Source organism: Pseudoalteromonas amylolytica, from assembly GCF_001854605.1.
Lineage (GTDB): Bacteria > Pseudomonadota > Gammaproteobacteria > Enterobacterales > Alteromonadaceae > Pseudoalteromonas > Pseudoalteromonas amylolytica.
Genome location: NZ_MKJU01000026.1, coordinates 80,605 through 101,064, shown reverse-complemented (window position 1 = coordinate 101,064; position 20,460 = coordinate 80,605). Strand labels below are relative to the sequence as shown.

At 44.1% G+C, this 20,460-nt stretch carries 18 protein-coding genes; 7 read left to right on the top strand and 11 right to left on the bottom strand.

Annotated features, from left to right (window positions below; translation table 11 throughout):
• Both ubiH and BET10_RS11255 read left to right on the top strand, forming a co-directional pair.
• Entirely contained in the window at positions 1-1,185 is a 1,185-nt protein-coding gene (ubiH, locus tag BET10_RS11260; RefSeq protein ID WP_070985687.1) for a 2-octaprenyl-6-methoxyphenyl hydroxylase, read from the top strand.
• Positions 1,185-2,354, top strand: coding sequence for an FAD-dependent monooxygenase (locus BET10_RS11255; protein ID WP_070985686.1), 1,170 nt, complete (start codon positions 1,185-1,187; stop codon positions 2,352-2,354). Before ubiH ends, BET10_RS11255 begins: the two co-directional genes overlap by 1 nt.
• A 222-nt stretch (positions 2,355-2,576) precedes the next feature.
• Here the strand turns inward: BET10_RS11255 and BET10_RS11250 are convergent, their stop codons facing one another.
• A complete protein-coding gene (locus tag BET10_RS11250) occupies positions 2,577-3,422 on the bottom strand; it encodes a LysR family transcriptional regulator (RefSeq protein ID WP_070985685.1) in 846 nt (281 codons plus the stop codon).
• A gap of 130 nt (positions 3,423-3,552) precedes the next feature.
• Between BET10_RS11250 and BET10_RS11245 the strand changes: the two genes are divergently transcribed.
• The 4 genes from BET10_RS11245 to gcvP all read left to right on the top strand — a co-directional run bounded on the left by BET10_RS11245 (position 3,553) and on the right by gcvP (position 8,887).
• The gene (locus BET10_RS11245; protein WP_070985684.1) at positions 3,553-4,125 is read left to right on the top strand and encodes a hypothetical protein; all 573 of its coding nucleotides are present in this window, start codon (positions 3,553-3,555) and stop codon (positions 4,123-4,125) included.
• A 119-nt stretch (positions 4,126-4,244) separates the two neighbouring features.
• Complete coding sequence (gene gcvT, locus BET10_RS11240) at positions 4,245-5,327, top strand: glycine cleavage system aminomethyltransferase GcvT (protein ID WP_070985683.1); 1,083 nt, start codon at positions 4,245-4,247, stop codon at positions 5,325-5,327.
• 54 nt (positions 5,328-5,381) lie between these two features.
• The gene (gene gcvH, locus BET10_RS11235) at positions 5,382-5,771 is read left to right on the top strand and encodes a glycine cleavage system protein GcvH (RefSeq protein ID WP_070985682.1); all 390 of its coding nucleotides are present in this window, start codon (positions 5,382-5,384) and stop codon (positions 5,769-5,771) included.
• A gap of 224 nt (positions 5,772-5,995) precedes the next feature.
• Entirely contained in the window at positions 5,996-8,887 is a 2,892-nt protein-coding gene (gcvP, locus tag BET10_RS11230; protein ID WP_070985681.1) for an aminomethyl-transferring glycine dehydrogenase, read from the top strand.
• Between the two features lie 174 nt (positions 8,888-9,061).
• Here gcvP and BET10_RS11225 read toward each other — a convergent pair whose 3' ends face one another.
• On the bottom strand, positions 9,062-9,799 hold the full coding sequence (locus tag BET10_RS11225; protein ID WP_139158544.1) for a hypothetical protein: 738 nt from the start codon (positions 9,797-9,799) through the stop codon (positions 9,062-9,064).
• Between the two features lie 221 nt (positions 9,800-10,020).
• Between BET10_RS11225 and BET10_RS11220 the strand changes: the two genes are divergently transcribed.
• On the top strand, positions 10,021-10,536 hold the full coding sequence (locus tag BET10_RS11220; RefSeq protein ID WP_070985679.1) for an REP-associated tyrosine transposase: 516 nt from the start codon (positions 10,021-10,023) through the stop codon (positions 10,534-10,536).
• Between the two features lie 100 nt (positions 10,537-10,636).
• Here BET10_RS11220 and BET10_RS11215 read toward each other — a convergent pair whose 3' ends face one another.
• From BET10_RS11215 to BET10_RS11175, 9 genes are all read right to left on the bottom strand, one after another.
• The gene (locus BET10_RS11215) at positions 10,637-10,945 is read right to left on the bottom strand and encodes a hypothetical protein (protein WP_070985678.1); all 309 of its coding nucleotides are present in this window, start codon (positions 10,943-10,945) and stop codon (positions 10,637-10,639) included.
• A 104-nt stretch (positions 10,946-11,049) separates the two neighbouring features.
• A complete protein-coding gene (locus BET10_RS11210) occupies positions 11,050-11,553 on the bottom strand; it encodes a hypothetical protein (protein WP_070985677.1) in 504 nt (167 codons plus the stop codon).
• Positions 11,554-11,863: 310 nt separating this feature from the next.
• On the bottom strand, positions 11,864-12,364 hold the full coding sequence (locus BET10_RS11205) for a hypothetical protein (protein ID WP_070985676.1): 501 nt from the start codon (positions 12,362-12,364) through the stop codon (positions 11,864-11,866).
• 174 nt (positions 12,365-12,538) lie between these two features.
• Positions 12,539-13,405 (bottom strand): hypothetical protein, encoded by an 867-nt coding sequence (locus BET10_RS11200; RefSeq protein WP_070985675.1) that lies wholly within the window; start codon positions 13,403-13,405, stop codon positions 12,539-12,541.
• Entirely contained in the window at positions 13,402-15,873 is a 2,472-nt protein-coding gene (locus BET10_RS11195; RefSeq protein ID WP_240503679.1) for a fimbria/pilus outer membrane usher protein, read from the bottom strand. Before BET10_RS11195 ends, BET10_RS11200 begins: the two co-directional genes overlap by 4 nt.
• 10 nt (positions 15,874-15,883) lie before the next feature.
• Positions 15,884-16,579, bottom strand: coding sequence for a fimbrial biogenesis chaperone (locus BET10_RS11190; protein WP_070985674.1), 696 nt, complete (start codon positions 16,577-16,579; stop codon positions 15,884-15,886).
• 225 nt (positions 16,580-16,804) lie between these two features.
• Positions 16,805-18,787, bottom strand: coding sequence for a TonB-dependent receptor plug domain-containing protein (locus tag BET10_RS11185; RefSeq protein ID WP_083330515.1), 1,983 nt, complete (start codon positions 18,785-18,787; stop codon positions 16,805-16,807).
• Between the two features lie 139 nt (positions 18,788-18,926).
• Positions 18,927-19,709 (bottom strand): DUF3307 domain-containing protein, encoded by a 783-nt coding sequence (locus tag BET10_RS11180; RefSeq protein WP_070985672.1) that lies wholly within the window; start codon positions 19,707-19,709, stop codon positions 18,927-18,929.
• A 10-nt stretch (positions 19,710-19,719) separates the two neighbouring features.
• The gene (locus tag BET10_RS11175; protein ID WP_070985671.1) at positions 19,720-20,343 is read right to left on the bottom strand and encodes a hypothetical protein; all 624 of its coding nucleotides are present in this window, start codon (positions 20,341-20,343) and stop codon (positions 19,720-19,722) included.
• Between the last annotated feature and the right edge of the window lie 117 nt (positions 20,344-20,460).

The window sequence follows — 20,460 nt, the reverse complement described above, 5'->3', positions numbered from 1 at the left end:
TTGCAACACTTTGATATCCTTATTGTAGGCGGAGGCATGGCTGGTGCCACCGCTGCGTTGGCAATGAGTAAGCTTAATGTCGATTACAAAATTGGCGTTGTCGAAGCCTTCACGCCCAAAGATAAAACACATCCTAGCTTTGATGATAGAAGCATTGCTCTGGCACACCAATCGGTATGTTATCTTAAAGAATTAGGTTTATTTGAACCTAGCTGGTCTTTTGCGCAAGCTATTAAGCAGGTGCATGTATCTGATAGAGGCCATTTTGGTAAAACCGATATTCATCATCAAGACTACCAATGTGATGCTTTGGGATATGTGGTTGAAGTAAGTCCTTATGGCGCGTTTTTACATCAACAATTAAAAGACGCGGGTGTCACGCTGTTTTGTCCTGCAACGATTGAAACGTTAACACAGACACTTGATGCTGTGGAACTCACCTTAAACACTGGGCAAGCCATTGCCGCAAAGTTAATGGTGATTGCTGATGGCGCACAATCCCCCACACGAGCACTGCTAAAGCTTAACTTTAACAGTGTTGCTTATGAGCAAGGTGCATTGATTGCAAACGTAAAGGTACAAGGTGGCCATAACGGTCAAGCTTTTGAGCGATTTACAGAACATGGACCGATGGCGTTATTGCCCATGAGTGACTCTCGTTACTCACTTGTTTGGTGCATGGAAAATAGCCAATTGGCACAGTATCAGCACATGGATGCAGAGCAGTTTATTGAAAAGTTACACAATGCGTTTGGTTATCGCGCTGGGCTTTTTACTCAAGTGGGTATGCGAGCAAGCTACCCTCTTGTGCTAGGTCGCGTTGAGAAAGTGGTGCACCACCGTTGCCTTTTAATTGGTAATGCGGCACATGCTATTCATCCGATTGCAGGACAGGGTTTTAATCTTGGTCTGCGAGACATACAGTGTTTAGTTGAGCTGCTGGCGAATCCCAGCCAAGCACAAATTGGGGATTATCACTTTACGCGTCGTTATGAGTTATTAAGAGAGCAAGATATTAACACGGTGATGACTCTCACTGACTCTTTAGTACGCTTGTTTTCGAACTCTTCAAGGCTGATGGCATTAGGCCGCAGTTGTGGTTTATTTGCGATGGCCTTATCTTCACGTTTAAAAGCGCCACTTGCAAAGCAGTTAATGGGCCATGTGATCAAAGGAAATCGCTAATGCAGCAAGTTCAAGTATGTATTGTAGGTGGTGGGGCAGTCGGCTTAACACTGGCTTTGGGGCTGGCCAAAGCAGATATTACTGTTCAAGTAATAGATAGCTCCGCGCCACCGCAACCTTTAGGTGAGCTATTTGCCAATCGTGTCAGTGCCATCAGTCTGGCCAGCCAAACACTATTTGAGCAGCTGGATGTGTGGCAGGATATGGTGGCACAACGTGTTATGCCTTACACGCATATGGATGTTCGTGACAAGGACAGCTTTGGTAAAATAGCTTTTAACAGCAGCGAACTGGATTTGCCAGAGCTGGGCCATATTATCGAAAATGACGCTATTCGTTATGCGCTTTACAATAAACTAAAACAATTTAGTAATGTAAGCTTGGCGTTCGATACGCGTTATCAAAGTATTCATCAAACAGACTCCGATGTGCTGATCACGCTAGGATCAGGTACGCCTGTGATGGCTAAGCTTTTAGTCGCATGCGATGGTGCAAATTCAGCTATTCGCACACAGTTTAAAATGCCAATGACTTTTTGGGATTATGACCATCACGCCATCGTTGCGACGGTAAAAACACAACTGCCACATGATGCCACTGCTCGCCAAGTATTTTTACCTACCGGGCCATTGGCCTTTTTACCGTTACATGATGAGCATCACCATTCGATAGTTTGGTCGACCTCACCAAAAGAGGCTGAGCGATTAATGGCACTATCCGAAGACGAATTTAACAAGGCGTTGAATGTGGCTATTGATGGACAGTGTGGTTTATGTGAAGTTGCCCCCGATAGAGCGGTATTCCCACTTAGAATGCGCTATGCAAAGCAGTGGCTGAATAACAAAGTGGTGTTGATGGGCGATGCTGCGCATACCATTCACCCGCTGGCAGGGCTTGGCATGAATTTGGGTTTGAAGGACGCTGCTTTGCTTATCGAGTTGCTTAGTCGGGACCTGCGTGACGGGTTTGCAAACCATAGAACGTTACGTGAGTATGAAAGAGCGCGAAAACTAGATGCACAAAAGCACATTGCTATGATGCAGGGGCTTAAAGAATTGTTTGAAGGGACTCATCCGCTGAAAAAGCTAGTACGCGGTGTTGGTCTAAGTATGGTTGACAAGCTTGGCCCCTTGAAGCAGTTGTTTGCTAAACAAGCCGTCGGTAAATAATCGGATGTTGACGTTGGGCTCTGGTTATATACAGAGCTCTATGTCACATTTAACGTTCTAAATTATGAGCTTTTATCTCCTTATCAGTGATTCATCAGTCGTTTATCAATATATTATCAATCTTTGTTAGTTGCCCTTGTCGTGAGCTCGCCAGTGACAGGGTCAAGTTGTTTGCCATCTATTATGATCATTGTTTGGCCTTTAAAGCTATTTTTAACGTGATTAGCCAAGACGCAGCGCGATAAATTCAGCAAGCTTATCAACAGCATGGACAGATTCACCCGAGTTCTTGATAAGACAGATACCAATTTGTCCAAGCTCAGGCAAGGTGGCCGTGTGACTTTGATAGTTGAGTTCGCTTGGCACGGTGCTTTTTGCTAATACCGTGATCCCTAACCCTTCTTTAAGTGCTGCTGTTAGCCCAGTTAAATCGGCATTACTGTATATAATGCGATGTTTAAGGCCCGCTTGTTGCAACGCTTCAATGGCGCGGCGTCGGTAGATACAGCCTTCAGGCGCCGTCACCAGCGTGACGATACCATCATTGGCTTTGGATAAATCACCTACCCACACCAGTTGGTCTTGCATAAAAATGGGATGTTGAGCAGAATCAAGTTGCTCATTAAGCGCGAGCACCAAGTCAAATTGATCCTGTCGCGAAGTTGAAAGTAAATGCTTACTTAAGCGGGATTTAACTTCTAAAGATACATCTGGATACAAAGAAACAAAATCACCGATGATGGACGGTAAAATACGGGCTGCAAATTCACTGGGGATCCCTAAACGTACTTTACCCGTCACGCTCTCTGAGGTGAACTGCTGAATGATTACATCGTTGTGTTGCAACATCTGCTTGGCAAGTGGCAGTAGCAACTCACCATATTGGTTGAGTACCTGTCTTTGACCCTGCTTCTTAAATAGCTTGCAGTTGAGCATGTCTTCTAAGCGTTTTATCTGTAGCGAAACGGCAGGTTGTGATAAACCTAATAGCTCGCCAGCTTTGGCAAAGCCGCCCACATCAACTACTGTGACTAAAGTACGCAGGCCATCAATCGATAAGTTCTTCATATTAATAAATACTATTTAACAAAGCTAATTACATAAGTATTATTTATCAATGGATAAATAATTACAATTTGTTGTTGGCTTTTAGGGCCAATATACTCTGTGCTTATCGAAATTTAATTAAGGTGTCTCTATGACATTTGCACCTACAATGTTTGCAAAACACCGCCAAGGCTGTACACCAGCCGTTAATAGTATGGCGATGACGCAAGATCTAACCGTACTTGATTTTAGTGGTTTTGAAGCGACACCTTTTTTAAATCAACAAATGGGTTTAAATCTCAACAAGCTAATGGCACCGGGCCTTGGTATCCAAGGAAAATTAGATGGAGGCCAATCGTACTGCGTGTATTATTTCAGCGAAACGGCCTATCGTTTTGTGGTAGAAAGTAGCGCGGTTGCAATTTTAGAGCAGTTTGTGGCTGCACATGTTGAAGATTACGATATTGAGCTGGTGGTGCGTGATGATTTAGCTATCACGACCGTTTCTGGCCAGCAAGCGTTTGAAACTCTAGTAAACAGCTTTGAGTTAACACCAGGATTACGTTTATCCGACGAACAGGTGTGTTACGGCAGACAAAGCGGTGAAGTATTTGTCACCTCTCTTTTAGAGCAAGGTGAACAGCGTTATCAGTTAATTGCGCAATTACCTACGCTGAATAAATGGCAAGCAACATTGCAAGCGCAAGGCTTTGACCTAAACTAAATCAAAATAACAAGGGCACGCTGTATGGCGTGCCCTTGTTGCTATTTGAATTAACCCCACCTCGTTTGAGGTAGCGTCAACAACTAGACTTGTTGATTAAATATAAGTGAAGGAATGATATGACTTCTAAAACAGTATTACATGCCAAGCATCTAGAAGCTGGCGCAAAAATGGTTGACTTTCACGGTTGGGAAATGCCTATCAACTATGGGTCACAAATTGAAGAGCACAACGCAGTACGTAACGATGCAGGTATGTTTGATGTATCTCACATGACCATTGTTGACGTAGCTGGTGATGATGCAAAAGCATTTTTGCGTAAATTGGTTGCCAACGATGTGGCTAAGTTAACTGTACCAGGTAAAGCACTATACACAGGTATGCTTAACGAGCGCGGCGGTGTAATCGACGACCTTATTATTTATTTCTTCACTGAAACCAGCTACCGCCTAGTTGTTAACTCAGCAACGCGTGAAAAAGACTTAGCACACATCGCAAAAGTATCTGAAGGCTACGCAGTTGAAGTGACTGAGCGCCCAGAGTACGCAATGATTGCAGTACAAGGTCCAAATGCTAAAGCAAAAACAGCTACCGTATTAAACGACGAACAAAAAGCTGCTGTTGAGGGCATGAAGCCATTCTTTGGTGTTCAAGCGGGCGATTTATTTATTGCAACAACAGGCTACACCGGTGAAGACGGTTATGAAATTGTGGTTCACAATGATGACGCAGCAACACTTTGGCAAAAATTATTAGACGCAGGCGTTGCACCTGCTGGCTTAGGCGCGCGTGATACGCTACGTTTAGAAGCGGGCATGAACCTGTATGGTTTAGATATGGATGAGTCTGTATCGCCATTGGCTGCAAATATGGCGTGGACCATCGCTTGGGAACCCGCAGAACGTGACTTTATCGGTCGTGAAGTATTGGAAAAACAACGCGCTGAAAAAAGCACTGACAAATTAGTTGGTCTAGTTTTAGAAAGCAAAGGTGTACTTCGCAGTGGTTCTAAAGTTATCGTAGAGGGTGGCGAAGGGGTGATCACTTCTGGTACATTCTCACCGACTTTAGGCTTTAGTGTGGCATTAGCACGTGTTCCTCGTTCAACGGGCGATACAGCACAGGTTGAAATGCGCAAAAAGTTAGTTGACGTGAAAGTAGTGAAGCCTTGCTTCGTACGTAACGGCAAAGCAGTTATTTAATATTAAGAAAGGGTGGGTTAACCACCCAAAACACCGAACCAAAGGAACAAAAAGATGAGCAACATTCCTAGCGAGTTAAAGTACGCGTCTTCACACGAGTGGGTTCGCGCTGAAGGCGATGGCACTTACACAGTAGGTATCACTGAGCACGCTCAAGAACTTCTAGGCGACATGGTATTCGTAGAATTACCAGAAGTAGACGATGAAGTTGATGCTGGCGAAGACTGCGCAGTTGCTGAGTCTGTTAAAGCAGCTTCTGACATCTACGCGCCAATCACAGGCACAATCGTTGCTATCAACGAAGAGCTTGAAGATTCACCTGAAACGGTAAACAACGACGCTTATGGCGACGGTTGGTTATTCCGCATCAAAGCTTCTGACGAGTCAGAGCTTGACAACCTTTTAGATGCGGAAGGTTACGCGAATTCAATCGACGAAGACTAATCGTTTTACGTCTACATAAAGGCCCCATTTATTGGGGCTTTTATAATTAACCCTGATGATAAATGCGTTGTGCAAACGCTTATCCAAACTGGGGTTAATAAGAAGCACCGCATTTTTGGCCCATGTGCCATATCACATGGGCTGATTTAGTTTTGTTACTCTGCTGTTACCAAGGCTATTGTGACAAACACACTTTTTAATTTGGATCATAGGAATCTGGACTAATGTCAAACGCCAAATCTCTTGAACAATTAGAGCAAAAGCAAGATTTTATTCGTCGCCATATCGGCCCAAGCCCGGCGCAAGTAACTGACATGCTGAATGCTCTTGGGGTATCGAGTGTTGAAGAGCTGATCGGTCAAACTGTACCTGCGGCTATCCGTTTAGAGCAAGGGTTAAACATCGGTGAAAGTCGCACTGAAGTTGAAACGCTAAGCTACCTAAAATCAGTTGCAAGCAAAAACAAGGTATTCAAGTCATACATCGGTCAGGGTTATCACCCAACACATGTACCGAACGTAATTCTACGTAACGTACTTGAAAATCCAGGTTGGTACACAGCTTACACTCCTTATCAGCCAGAGATTGCACAAGGCCGTTTAGAATCATTATTAAACTTCCAGACGCTTACGATTGACTTAACAGGTTTAGACTTAGCGTCTGCTTCACTACTTGATGAAGCGACAGCAGCAGCAGAAGCTATGGCGCTGGCTAAGCGTGTTGCAAAAGCTAAAAAAGCCAATATCTTCTTTATTGCTGATGATGTACACACGCAAACCATCGACGTGGTAGCTACGCGTGCTGAACAGTTTGGTTTTGAAGTGGTAGTAGGTCCGGCTAGCGACGCTGCAAACCACGACATTTTTGGTGCCTTATTCCAATACCCAAGCACAACCGGTGAAGTGGTTGATGTGCAAGACTTAATTGCACAAGTACAAAGCAAAAAAGCGATTGCTTGTGTGGCTGCTGACATCATGAGCTTATTGCTACTTAAAGCGCCAGGTCAATTAGGTGCTGACGTAGTACTGGGTTCTGCACAGCGTTTTGGTGTGCCTATGGGCTACGGTGGTCCTCACGCCGCATTCTTTGCAACGCGTGATGCGTACAAGCGTTCACTTCCTGGTCGTATCATCGGTGTGTCTAAAGACCGTTTAGGTAACGATGCGCTACGTATGGCGATGCAAACGCGTGAGCAGCACATCCGCCGTGAAAAAGCCAACTCAAACATTTGTACAGCGCAGGTATTACTAGCCAACATGGCGGCGTTCTATGCGGTGTACCACGGTCCACAGGGCCTTAAGACTATCGCTCAGCGCATTAACCGTTTAACAAGCATTTTAGCAACGGGTCTTAAGTCTAAAGGTGTTGCGCTTAAGCACGACACTTGGTTTGACACGTTGAGTGTTGTTGCAGAGAACAAAGACGAAGTAGTTGCACGCGCGATTGCTGCAGAGGTGAACTTTGCTACTAACCACGAAGGTGAATACTCACTCTCAGTAAACGAAACGACTACACGTGCAGACGTGGCGCAGTTGTTTGACATCATCCTTGGCGAAGGCCATGGTTTAGACGTTGACGCGCTAGATGCGCAAGTGAGCAAAGACGAAATCACGGGTATTCCTGCAAGCCTAGTACGCGATGATGAAATTTTAACGCACCCTAACTTCAACTCGTACCACAGCGAGACTGAAATGTTGCGTTACATCAAGCGTTTAGAGAACAAAGACTTAGCGCTTAACCACTCAATGATTTCACTTGGTTCATGTACCATGAAACTTAACGCGACTGCGGAGATGATCCCAGTCACTTGGCCTGAGTTTGCAGAGCTTCACCCGTTCTGCCCATTAGACCAAGCACAAGGTTACCAAATCATGATCAACGAACTACACGATTGGTTAGTTGATATCACAGGTTATGATGCGGTATCACTACAGCCTAACTCAGGTGCACAAGGTGAATACGCGGGTCTTATCGCGATTCGTAAATACCACGAGTCACGCGGCGAAGGCCATCGTAACATCTGTTTGATCCCAAGTTCAGCGCACGGCACTAACCCTGCATCTGCGCAAATGGCCAGCATGAAGGTTGTGGTTGTTGGCTGTGATAAGAACGGTAACATCGATATGGAAGACCTACGCGCTAAAGCCGCTGACGTCGCAGAAAACCTATCGTGTATCATGGTCACTTACCCGTCTACACACGGTGTTTACGAGCAGACCATCAAAGAAGTATGTGACATCGTACACCAGCACGGTGGTCAGGTTTACATGGATGGCGCGAACATGAACGCGCAGGTTGGCGTAACAAGCCCAGGTTCAATCGGCTCTGACGTATCGCACCTTAACCTGCACAAAACATTCTGTATTCCACACGGGGGCGGTGGCCCAGGTGTTGGTCCAATTGGTGTTAAATCACACCTAGCGCCATTTATGCCTAATCACAGCGTGATCAACGTAGCAGGTACAACTGCAGGCAACGGTGCGGTTTCAGCAGCACCTTACGGCTCTGCGGCAATCCTACCTATCTCTTGGGCATACATTGCCATGATGGGCAGCGAAGGCTTAAAACAAGCCACAGAAATGGCGATTGTGAACGCTAACTACCTCACTGAAAAGTTAAGCGAGCACTTCCCAATCTTGTACCGTGGCCAAAACAACCGTGTTGCGCACGAGTGTATTGTTGACTTACGTCCTATCAAAGAAGCCTCTGGCATCACTGAAATGGATGTGGCGAAGCGTCTACAAGACTACGGTTTCCACTCACCAACGATGTCGTTCCCAGTTGCGGGCACCTTGATGATTGAGCCGACTGAGTCTGAGTCAAAAGTAGAAATCGATCGCTTTATCGAAGCCATGGTGTCAATCAAGGGTGAAATCGACAAGATCATCTCAGGCGAGTGGTCAATCGAAAACAACCCATTAGTATTTGCACCACACACCCAAGCTGACGTACTAGGCAACGAGTGGGACAGAGCATACGACCGCTTCTACGCAGCATTCCCAGTACCAAGCGTAGCAAAAGACAAATTCTGGCCAACGGTAACCCGTATCGACGACGTATACGGCGACCGTAACCTAATTTGTTCATGCCCAGCGGTAGAAACTTACGCGGAGTAAGTGTTGGGTAAAAGCCAAGTTTAGGCTTTGATTATAACTTAAAAACCGCCTTGCGAAAGCAAGGCGGTTTTTTGTTTGGGGGCGTCGGATGGCGCTTCGCTTATGCCGACCTACGAGTTTGGTATGTAGGTTGGAAAAGCCGAAGGCGCCTTCCGACGATTAGAAGTTACATAATCATAAAGAGCCACGTTCATAGGGTTCGTAGTCAGGCACTGTTAGTTTGAAATCTTTCATATCGATAGCATGCGCATATTTTTTGATAATCTGCTTTACTTTCGCATAATTATTGTCGTGGTTTGTGCTTCTTAATATATGAATATCCTTATCCAATTGAACTCCGTCTACTTTTTCACCAAAGTTTGATGCAAGTATCATTGCTTTAACTATCAATGAGTCAACATCACTTTTCGCTTTCAATATGCTTTCTTTGTAGATAGGGACAAGCACTTCACTGTAGTTATTTATACTAGCTAAATCGGCTTCAGAATAACTGGAAGCTTTAGTATTTACTCCAATGGATTGAAGCATGCTCTGTGCCCCGTTTATGTCTTTGACGCCGAACTTTATCTCGTCTCCTACTTGTTTCTTTCTGAGATCATGATAAATGGCTAACTTACTATTCGTACTATAAATGATAAGTTGATGATGAAAAATAGCCGCGAGAGTTTCTAGGAATTCGGTTGCTTTTAGGTGGGCTTCTTTGTCTAACCAGCTTTTGCTGGTGATGTAGGCAGCAGCTACAAGTAAGAATGTAAAATACGCAATTAATGCGGTACCTAGGGCTACAAGCATATCACTGACACTACCCCAATGACCATTCTGAACATGGGTATCATAGAAGCAAATAGACCCAAAGATAAGAATAGCGAAAATAATAAAAGACCCTATCGAAATATGAATAAACTTTTTCATCCAGCTCTCTGATTTAATTGTATTATTAATTCTAGTGTAGGTTGGAAAAGCCGAAGGCGCCTTCCAACAAAGGTTTAAAAGGTAAACGGCAGAGAACGAAGTGAGGGCCTTTACTTTGTACAAGGTTAAACAAGCTCGTTTAACCATTGCTAAGGGACTCTCCATCGTCGGATGGCGCTTCGCTTATCCGACCTACAAAAAAGCAATCACAAGGAGGTGGTATGCGGTATCGGCGCAATTATGTGGCGGGTGGCACGTATTTTTTCACGGTAAATTTGTTAAACCGACAAAGCGCATTGCTGGTGGAGCATATTGATGTGCTGCGAGAGTCTGTGCGTTGGGTCAAACAACAGCAACCATTTTATATTGATGCGTGGGTGGTGTTGCCCGATCATATGCACGCGGTGTTGACCTTGCCTGATGATGATCATGATTACTCTAATCGTTGGCGCGAGATCAAAAAGCGCTTTTCTAAATCATTACCAAAAACAGAACTGCTTACAGATTCGAATAGACGAAAAGGCGAGCGGGGCATTTGGCAACGACGCTTTTGGGAGCATACCATTTGTGACGAGCGTGATTTTTGGCACCATGTTAATTACGTTCATTACAATCCAATGAAGCATGGTTTAGTTAATTGTGTTATTGACTGGCCGTATTCGAGCTTTCACAGGGCATTGGAGCTTGGGATATACCAGTCAAGTTGGTGTGGTGAAGAGTTAATGTTTGAATCGTAGGTTGGAAAAGCCGAAGGCGCCTTCCAACAAAGGTGCCGAGCAGTTGGGTTAAACACGTCGGATGGCGCTTCGCTTATGCCGACCTACCACCTGTAACTGCTTAATCCTCTGGCCCCAACAACGTAAACGTTAAATGCTTACGCATATCTTTTAAGATCACGCCTTTTTTGAGCATGGCGGCGCTTAAGCGTTTTTGCCATTTTAATAAATCTGGTTTGGCGGCTTCTAAAGCTGGTTCATCTTCAAATTGAAAACATAGCAGTAAAGAACCGGGGAATAGGTGATATTCCACATCAAACCAACATTGCACCATACCGGGGATCTCGTTGCGGGCTTGCTCTTCGAGCATATCGGCAACGCTCATTACTAGCGTTTGTTGTTTTTGTTGAACTTTAGAGAGCTTTTTCATGGGGTTCCAAATTAACGGCAAAATACAGCAATAAAGGTGGATTATAACCAAGCTCTTAGAGTAGCAAAAGTTATCGGGCGTTCTGTTGTAAGGGGGAGTGCTTATTAATTTGCACTCACCGTGACGGTAATGGTGTCTGAGTATGTGCCAGCTTCGTTTAAGCCATTTACCTGAGGGGTAATTTTGAGCAAGGTGGCTTGTGTTTCGCCCGAGCTACCAGTACCCGCGGCGGTAGCATTTAAATGCTCGTAGGCTCCCGCTTGAAGGTCGATACCTGTGGTGTCGCCGATGTTTAGGGTATACGCCAATTTACTGTTTTGTGCGTTGTCTGCAACCAAGTAGCCGCCATTTGCTGAGCTGTAGGTTGTAGTGGCGTTTTCACCGGTATTACACCACACATCTAATGTGCCAATTTCTTGTGCTTGTGATGCGGTGCTCAGGTTTAAGCCTGTTACGCTGTTTGTACCGCTGCTGGTTTTACACATAGGCTCAACAGTACCAGTAAAGGAATACTGAGCTTCGCTGCCCGTTGTTTCAGTCACAGCAGACATTGTGCTGAGCGATATAATCGCTGAGATAGCAAACAGTGGCTTTAATATGGTGATCATGGCGTTCCCCCTAACACTAAAGTACAGCAGTTGTATTTCAGTTTGCAACTATTTATCGTCGCATAACACCGTATTGCATAGTATTGCATATATTGCGCCTGTTTTTTGTTCAATATGTGGCACTTTAATTGCGTTGTTATGTCACTATAGACCGTTGATATTACATTTGGGGACATTTATTGCCACATAGGCAAGAAAGTGCCTCTGTGTTTTGGCATAGGGATATGTCGGATGATGTTACACACCCGACCGTTTAGCTCTATTTGTGGGGGAGGGCAATGAGCAATATCTCATTGCCAAAATGTAGTGCTTAGTTAGGGCTTACTGTAACTGTGATAGTATCAGAGTAAGTACCCGCATCGTTCATACCGTTTGACTGAGGTGTGATTTTAAGTGATGTCGCTTGTGTTTCACCTGTGCTACCAGTACCTGCAACGGTTGTTAGGTGCTTGTAAGTACCGCTTTGTAGGTCAACACCAGATGTATTACCGATGCTTAGCGTGTAAGCGATTTTACTTGCCTGTGCGTTGTCAGCAACTAAGAAACCGCCATTTGCAGAGCTATATTCAGTTGTTGCATTTTCACCTGTGTTACACCACACATCTAATGTACCAATCTCTTGCGTTTCTTGAGTTGAATCAAGGTTCAAACCCGTTACGCTGTTTGAGCCACTATCAGTTTTACACATAGGCTCAATAGTACCTTCAAACGAGAAGCTTGCTTCTGTTGCAGATGTTTGCGTAACAGCAGCCGCTGCTGACATTGATGTGATTGCAGATGCAACGAATAGTGATTTTAGTAATGTGTTCATGGCGTTTCCCCTAAAATAAAATACAGCAAATGTTTTTTATATAATTTAATGATTAGGTATTAGTTACCTATTTCCCAAAAATAAAGCAAAGGGTGTGCCAAGGTTTTATTTTGTTGCGTGTTAAATTCTTCTTTGTCGTCTGGGGTCTTTATTAAATTGTTTTATTTCAATGGTTTACTTTGGGTAAACAGTCAGTGATAAATTATCTCTGTAATATCCCGCTGGCATTAATTCTGTGTTACCCAAAATAAATTCAAAGCCAAACCACTTATTTCTGACGCCTGGAAAAAAGTTATAGCTACGAATGAGTCGCTCTGAAGACGAAATTTTGACGTTATCGAAGGTTATCGAATAGTCGATCAGTGCTTGAGTATCGGTTTCATGACGCAAGCCATTGTATTCTGAGTCTAAAACAATGTCGTAAGAGCTGTTGCTCAGAATATTAATGCCCCAGTAGAAGCGCATATCGCTTTTCAGCTCTCCCAAATTGATTTGATAATGTCCATTGCTGCCAGAGACTTTACCTTTGCTGGCGTTATCTAAGGAGACCGCAACCTGCGGCTGTGAGTAATAAGCCATATCGAGGTATTGCTCTTCTATCACGCGGTTCCTACGCACGATAGATACTTTTACACTGCCCGTATAAGAGCCCGCAGGAAACAGGCTATAATGCTGCAAGCGGGCCCACAATTGACTAGAACGACTCGTAAGAGGAATGCGCCATATGCCACTTTGTGGCCACATGGTATTAAACTGTGAGTCCAACAGTCTGGCGTATTTATATTCTGTCGGTCCTGTGAATACTAAAGAGTAGTAGTAAACGTCTTCAATCCATATTTCATCCGCACAATTTAATAATGTGTCAGAAACTTGTACTTTTAATGGCAAGTATACTGAAACTCGGTCACTGTGCTCTTCTATGATTTCAGATGGATCAGAGGTGGCCCATAAAGTGCCATAACATCGTCCGTGTTTCGCCAGTGCTTGGTTGGAAGCGCAAAGAAGAGCCGCAATTAGCAACATATAAACTTTTAATTTCATTTACTTGCGTCTCCTTTCGATGGGATTTTCTCAAGCGTTAGTGTGCCAATTCTGATAAATCGTTGTTCCGTATCTTCAATTAAAAAAGTACCCTGAGTGTCATTTAATTCAATCAGATACTCACCAACACTAATTCCTTCCACGACAAACCTACCTGCTCGGTTGGTAAAAAATGCTCGGCTCAGCGGCTGCGCTTTTTGGCCGTCAGTATTTTGTTGTTTGATGACCCGTCCTCGTTGCATTGCAATCGGCGTGCCTTGCTCATCCACTAAAGTACCAATAACCGTATACGAGAGCTCTGAACCTATTTGGATATGGTGACCTGTGTTTGCCCCACCGACGATTTGGTACATTCCAGGACCCCAGTCGTAGCCCAATGGGGCTTGTGGTACATCAATATTAAACTGGTAGTTTGCATAGCCGGTCCCTAGGTCAATGAGTGCGCCAATATTTTGACTGGGCTTTGTTTGTGCGCGACCAAAGTGGTTAACATTGACCAGAACGTCGGTCTCTTTGAGCGTCTTGTGTTTAGTCACAACGGCAAACGGCGCGGTGGTGGTTGCCCCCATACCCACGTGGCCATCAGCAATACCGACACTGGTAGATAAGTTGATATTCGCGCCACTTTCACTGCTTTGCTGTGAGCGAGTATAGTTGTTTGCGCCCACATCAGCTCTAAAAAAGGCGCCGGTATAGCTGGCTTTAAACTGCTCTTGTCTATAGTCACTACCTCTTTCGGCTCTGAGTTCATAACCGTAATCATTAACAAAGTTATTGTTGGTTTTGCCATAGCTGGCACTGGCAACTTTACTTTGATTATTGTACTGCGCTCGGGTGCGAATATTACTTCGGCGGTTATAGTCATTCCAAATGAAATTCAGAACAAACTGATTTTCAGAGAGGGTCCGTGGGTCTTCACTTGTGCTGTGGTTATAGCCAACTCTCACCCGCAAGCCCTCATAACGCAGGTTTAACTCTGCTGTTATGTTTTTAGTCACCATAGCGTCACTGTTGGTTGAGCGTGACGCGTTTAAATTAACATCAAGATTGTCATCAATGATATAGCTGTAGTCTACATAGGCCCTTTTATTGTTATTAGGCGTACTGAATTGCAGCCATGGCGTGTTGGTGAAGTCTTCTTTGACTTCGTAGCCTAAACGTAAGTTTGGTGAGCCATAGTCTCCTTTGCCAAAAACGCTGTGCTCGGTTTCGATAGAATAGGCGTGGCCTTGGGTGCTGCTGTGTGTTTGGTATTGCATATCACTTTGTGAAAAGCGAAACGATATATTGCCTAATAGGCTATTGAGTGTGGCAACCGAGCCCAGCACGTGGCCACGTGGGTGAATTGCCCCGTTTACGCCAAAGGTCAAACTGTCAGTTAATCCGTATTCATAGCTGCCTGATATGAGTAAGTCATCATCATAGTGGTAACGACCATCTTCTACAGACGAGACATAGCCTACCGCGAAAGAATAATCACTTAAGCCTTCGGCCAGTAATCTGGCGTTATAGTGTGTGGTAAAGCTAAACTGCTGGGTTTCGCCATTAGCATAGGTGGCGACGATTTGGATATTATTCACACCGGATGTCAGTGGTAAGTCGTTTAAATCATAGCGTCCAGCACGCAGCCTGAGTCGAGAGATCAAAAAGTCATTAATAAATACTTCGAGTGTAGCGGGGCGTGGCAGCACAAACTGTTGGCTATTACCTGGCGTTATTTTGCGCTGTGGCTGCAATTTTGAGTAGGCTTTTTGTATTTCAAACCCGCCAAGCTGGGTGCCAGAAAGGTGACCACGACTGCTAGTTTGGGTATCACCCAAGGTCATTCTCAGGGGCATATCAGGCTGATCGTAGAACAAAGCAATATCACCCCGATAAAACTGCTCTTCTAGATTATCATCGTTTTCCCAAAATATAGAGCTGCGCATATTGATACCATCACCACCACCAACATTGGCATTGATGAGCCACTCAAACTGTGAGTGGTGGCTTTGGTTATTATCACTGCGTTCATGGTTTAAGTTGAAGTTGTTTAGTACCGCCCAGTTCGCTTCACCGTTTGGCTGTTCAAAGTGTTTTTCCCTACCGTACGATAGGCTGTCTGTTGCCATCGCAGCTTCAGTTAACGACATTTCAATGGTGAGGTCTTGCGGCTGTAATGACAGCGAGATCCCGTGCGAGCGAAACTGCTCAAGGGTGACTTCCTGCTCTCCTTTGCTTGTCAGCCATGCGAGTACTTCTTTACTTAACACTGATTGTAGATTGCGTTTAAACTCAGCGGCCGAGATAGACTTCAAGGTGAGTCCGTCGACGGTGGCTGACACATGGCCCAGTTCAGTCGCATTTTGCCTGATAGGAAACTCCATCACATAAACGGCCGAAAGCGCGGGGAATGCCTGTATAAACAGCACGCTTAACAGCACGCATTGCCATTTGGCTGGCCTGTGGGTAAAGCCCATTGCTAACATCGCTTATTGGTTACTTTTTACTGAATAGGTTGATAAGCGCGGCACTTTTGGTTGGCTTGTCATTTAGCAGAGACTGTAAATCTATCACCATAGAGTGCCCCGGCATAATGAAGCGCCCAGAGGTGACGCCTTGGAACTGAGGCCAACTAATCACGGTATCGCCTTGATGGAAATGATATTCAAATCCAGAAAGGTCTAATACACGTTCACCGTCATTGTTGATGGTCAGTTTACAGTCTGTTATTTTTTCACAACTTACACTGCTGTTTGGCTTAGCTGCGATGCCCTCTGGGCTGACAAATACCAAGGTAGCAAAATTAAATACCATTTTAACCCCAGATTTTTCGTCATCACCGGGTAGTGGTAGCTGTTTAAATACAATGCGATAGGAATGGGTCTGCTTAAGCTCGGTCGAGCCTAAATATTTAGCACGAAAAACTTGGTGACCTTTTGCTGGTACCTCAATTTGTGGCGGTAACACAATAAAGTCTTCTTCTGCACGCACTAACACTTCTTTATGGTTTTCGTCGAAAGTACGTTTATAGACTTCTATTTCAATGGGCAGAGGGCTATCACTGGGATTCTGCAGTCGATAGGTTACTAACGATTTTTTGCCATGAGACGCGAGATCGACGATCATTGGCTGAACCTGATAGGCCATTGCGGGGGCTGATAAACACAATAATAGTAACAACAGTTTACGCATCTGAATTCCAACAAGGAGACGTGACTTACATTTGTGCTATACGATACCCTGACTTTTGGTTAATACAAGCCTAATTTATTAGATTGTTGCAATTTATGAGTACATAGTAAGTATGTACAGTTCTATCCGCACAACCTTGAGAGTGTAATGGTATCGATATTCATCTGGTAACACGCTTTATTGCAATGTGCTATGTTTGAGTTGTATTGGACTGAGCCTATCACGCTAAAATTGATAGTTTACTGACAAAAACGCCCCTAAATCTTCACGAGCGGGCAAGGTATTGATGGGATAAAACACAGGGGTATCATTGGGCTGATAAACAGACTCATCCAACAGGTTTTTAATTTCCAGTGACACGGTGAGTTGATTATCATCATTGACGATAAACTTTCGGCTGGCTTTAACGGTTAACCAGTTATAACCATCGGCTGGCGGATTCACAAGCTCCCTGTTTGGGTCAAACAAAATGTTATCGTGATACTTAGAGTAACTGAGCAGGTACATGCCAAGCTGCCAGCGTGAATCATCGTAGCTTAGGCCGAACTTAAAACTATTATTGGGCGCTAGGTTAATATTTTCTGTGCCGTGCTTATCTTCATTGCGCTGATGTGTGGCAGATAATTCAGCGTACCACTGGGCTGTTAATTGATGCTTATATTCCAATTCGATGCCATATGATGAAATTTCACCGCTATTTTTATTCTCCAATGCAAAGTTAGGGTCATCGGAGGGGCGCAGCAAGATTAAGTCGTGCTCCTCATTTTTATACAAGGTAGCAGTGAATAGCTTTTCGTCTGTTTGATAAAACAGTTGCGCTTCTGTGGTATTGATAGTTTCAGATCTCAGATCGGGGGTCCCTTTTTGGATCCCTGGGGTTTCGATGGTGCGCTCTCCTGAAGATGGATGACGAAACGCCTTAGCATGGCGCAGCTTCAACGTCCAAACGTCATTCAAGTGATAGGTAAGTCCGAGTCTTGGTACAAAATCAGATTGGTTATCAATGTTATTGATAAGCTCGACGGACGTCACATACTGCCCGCCTAACTCTACATTCAACTTTGGCGTGACAACGTACTTTATTTGCGCATACAAACTGGCATAGCGCTCCTTGGCATCAGGGATAGTTGAAGCAGCATACACTCTGCGATGTTCATGATATGCGCCGACCAACAGTGAAACATTGTCTGATAAATCACCGCTTAAGTTAAACTCTAGTAATCTAATATTGAGTGGAGATTTGATGCGTATAAAGTCGTCTGCAATACCTTCACTGCTCCATTCCATCTCTTTTTTGATGTTGGTGTAATGGCTATCTAATTTCCAGTTATTATCAAATTGATAGCTATGAGAGAGATTGGTGAAGGTTGATGGGTGTAGCTTTGACCAAGGGATGTAGTTTTCTTCAGGTGCATCCCAAAAGTTGCCGAATTTTTGCTGTAGATTTCTAAAGTGGGATAGTGAAAGTGCCTTGTAGTTTATATCTAAATGTAGCGTTTTGTCGGTTTGAAACGCTTTTTTGCTAAATGTAGTTTGCTTAGTTGGGTCAAAGGTTTGTGCATCCCATCCGCCTATATCTGTGTACAAAACATTGATTGCCCCAGATAAATCGTTATTTTTATATACATAGCTGGCGTCAATTATTTGTGAGTCAAAGCTTCCTACAGCAATACTTTGATTGGCCTGCCAGCCCTCAGATTTACCTTGTCGGGTAATGATATTGAACACGCCCTGATAGGCGTTTGTGCCATACAGCACAGAGCCCGGACCGCGAATGTATTCTATCCGCTCAATCGAAGACAGCGGGATTGAAGTATATAGGTTGTGTGCGCCAGAGAGGTTACCAAAAGGCCTGCCATTGAGTAATCCAAGGTGTTGTAAAAGGCCCGTCCAAGGCTTACTTCCTCGGGTGGTAATGGTTGTGAGTACGCCGTAGTTGCTGTTGACGGAGACGATACGTTCAAGTATTTCATAGAGACTATGTCCGCCAAACTGTTCTATTTGTTGGCGTGAAACAACCGAAATACTGGCGTTGGAGTTGCGTAACGATTCTTCTTGTTTTGAAGCCGTGGTCACCGGCGTACTTAGCAGTTCTTCAAGCGACATATCAAACAGCGATGCAAATACATCATCTTGCGAGGCAACAGGAAAACTCTGCATTGACGCAGATAGAAACAACAGATAAGCGCAGCGTTTGGAATGTGTCATTGACGTATATTTGGAAAAAATCTACTTAAAAAAGATAGCAGAGAATAGAGGGGATTCAACAAAAGCAAGCAAAGTGCCACTGAGAATAATAACCTATGCGTTTGATGGATATACAACTCTGCGGAGGTGGGTTTATATATTACGCAATAGCCTGATATAACCTGAGCCCGTGCCAACCAACGAATAGCGCTATCGCGTAACTAAACAGGGTGCCTAGCATTACGTATTCCGTCAGCTTCATATCTTGATTCTTGGTTAAGTCTCCAAACCTAAATATGGTTTTAGCTGCAACTAAAAAGCCAATGCCTGCAAATTGTCCCATAAAGATAAAGGAAATAGCTAAACAACGTTCCATGTAGCCGATCCATGCGCCTGCTGAGATTAAGCCAACATTGATAGGTTCAGTACCAGAGGGGTTATTTGTTCTTTCGTTTTGTCGGTTTGGGGCTGTTAAACAATCGGTATGTTTTTTCAAAGCTAGTGCAATCAGTATCGAAGCGGGTTTGCATACCAGTAAATAGGCAAGCGCGATGACAATATTTTTGGCGGTGATAAAGTCACTGAGAAAAAGCTTAACTTGCGCCATTGAAAATTCAGATAAATATATCCAGACCAAACAGATAATGAAAAGATGCACGCCTTGGTCGAGTAAGAAGGGACGCAAGCTATTATTCAAGTGAGACTTAACGTAATCCATGGCTAAATGTGAAACAGCAAGGAGCATGACCGCTACGCTGGATAGCCAAAAGGAAAACTCCATCAGTAAAAAAACCAATGAATAGAGTACAAGATGAACCAAAAAATGTTTCCACAAACCCGGTGATTTTAAATGCCGAGTATTTCTACATTCCACCCACGCTGTTGGTTGTAGATAAAAGTCGCCAACAAAATGTGCGCCAATCAGCAGCAGTAGTAGATCCATGTTCTTTTCCTTAAGCTGTTGTAACTCTTTGGTTTACGACACCAATGTAGTCGCGTATCAAGGTAGCTCCAATACTGCTCAGTCGATTACTAATATTCTGTCGCGACGTTTTTGTTATTTCAGCAATTTTTTGATGATCTGGAAAGTCATTTATTATGTAAGTGTATAATAGCTCGGCTTGGGTTTTGGTCATCTTATTTAATTGATGACTTAAAAATCCTGTTAGCAATTGCATTTCTTCACTCACGTTGCCTGCAAAGCGAATAGTAAGGTCACCACGTGGGGTTTTGTTTAGGCCTCGGCCTGACTCGATAAAAACAGGGCCTGTTGCTGTGGTAGGGCTGTTGCTATGGAGTGTTTGCTCACCATATGCCAAAGATAGTGTACTTAAAATAGGCTTATCGGTTTGAGGCGCGCAATGCAATGCGAGTTTGAGTAACAGTGTACATCCAATCGCGTGGCTAGGATTTGGGAATTGAATTTGAAATTCATCTCCTCGATATATCTCGCCTTTCGCTCCATATCGCTCATCGGCTAGGCGCATGATGCTTTTTAATATGGATATTGCCTCAGTGTAAGTGTTAGGTTTCATTTTGCTGGAGTTGACGAGATCTCCGGTTAGCACCGCTATCATATAATGTTTGCTCAAAGTTATTACTGATGCAACTATATTTCATTGTATTGATACAAGCAATTAAATATAGTTGCAAATATATACTGCAACCTTATTTGGTTGCTTATGGAGTGGCCG

What these genes read in the sequence shown, in the direction of transcription:
- gcvH (WP_070985682.1), top strand. Translation starts at nt 5,382, where the DNA reads ATGAGCAACATTCCTAGCGAGTTAAAGTACGCGTCTTCACACGAGTGG.
- BET10_RS11225 (WP_139158544.1), bottom strand. Translation starts at nt 9,799, where the DNA reads ATGAAAAAGTTTATTCATATTTCGATAGGGTCTTTTATTATTTTCGCT.
- gcvP (WP_070985681.1), top strand. Translation starts at nt 5,996, where the DNA reads ATGTCAAACGCCAAATCTCTTGAACAATTAGAGCAAAAGCAAGATTTT.
- BET10_RS11220 (WP_070985679.1), top strand. Translation starts at nt 10,021, where the DNA reads ATGCGGTATCGGCGCAATTATGTGGCGGGTGGCACGTATTTTTTCACG.
- BET10_RS11200 (WP_070985675.1), bottom strand. Translation starts at nt 13,405, where the DNA reads ATGAAATTAAAAGTTTATATGTTGCTAATTGCGGCTCTTCTTTGCGCT.
- BET10_RS11250 (WP_070985685.1), bottom strand. Translation starts at nt 3,422, where the DNA reads ATGAAGAACTTATCGATTGATGGCCTGCGTACTTTAGTCACAGTAGTT.
- BET10_RS11185 (WP_083330515.1), bottom strand. Translation starts at nt 18,787, where the DNA reads ATGACACATTCCAAACGCTGCGCTTATCTGTTGTTTCTATCTGCGTCA.
- gcvT (WP_070985683.1), top strand. Translation starts at nt 4,245, where the DNA reads ATGACTTCTAAAACAGTATTACATGCCAAGCATCTAGAAGCTGGCGCA.
- BET10_RS11175 (WP_070985671.1), bottom strand. Translation starts at nt 20,343, where the DNA reads ATGATAGCGGTGCTAACCGGAGATCTCGTCAACTCCAGCAAAATGAAA.
- BET10_RS11195 (WP_240503679.1), bottom strand. Translation starts at nt 15,873, where the DNA reads ATGTTAGCAATGGGCTTTACCCACAGGCCAGCCAAATGGCAATGCGTG.
- BET10_RS11180 (WP_070985672.1), bottom strand. Translation starts at nt 19,709, where the DNA reads ATGGATCTACTACTGCTGCTGATTGGCGCACATTTTGTTGGCGACTTT.
- BET10_RS11205 (WP_070985676.1), bottom strand. Translation starts at nt 12,364, where the DNA reads ATGAACACATTACTAAAATCACTATTCGTTGCATCTGCAATCACATCA.
- BET10_RS11215 (WP_070985678.1), bottom strand. Translation starts at nt 10,945, where the DNA reads ATGAAAAAGCTCTCTAAAGTTCAACAAAAACAACAAACGCTAGTAATG.
- BET10_RS11245 (WP_070985684.1), top strand. Translation starts at nt 3,553, where the DNA reads ATGACATTTGCACCTACAATGTTTGCAAAACACCGCCAAGGCTGTACA.
- BET10_RS11255 (WP_070985686.1), top strand. Translation starts at nt 1,185, where the DNA reads ATGCAGCAAGTTCAAGTATGTATTGTAGGTGGTGGGGCAGTCGGCTTA.
- BET10_RS11190 (WP_070985674.1), bottom strand. Translation starts at nt 16,579, where the DNA reads ATGCGTAAACTGTTGTTACTATTATTGTGTTTATCAGCCCCCGCAATG.
- BET10_RS11210 (WP_070985677.1), bottom strand. Translation starts at nt 11,553, where the DNA reads ATGATCACCATATTAAAGCCACTGTTTGCTATCTCAGCGATTATATCG.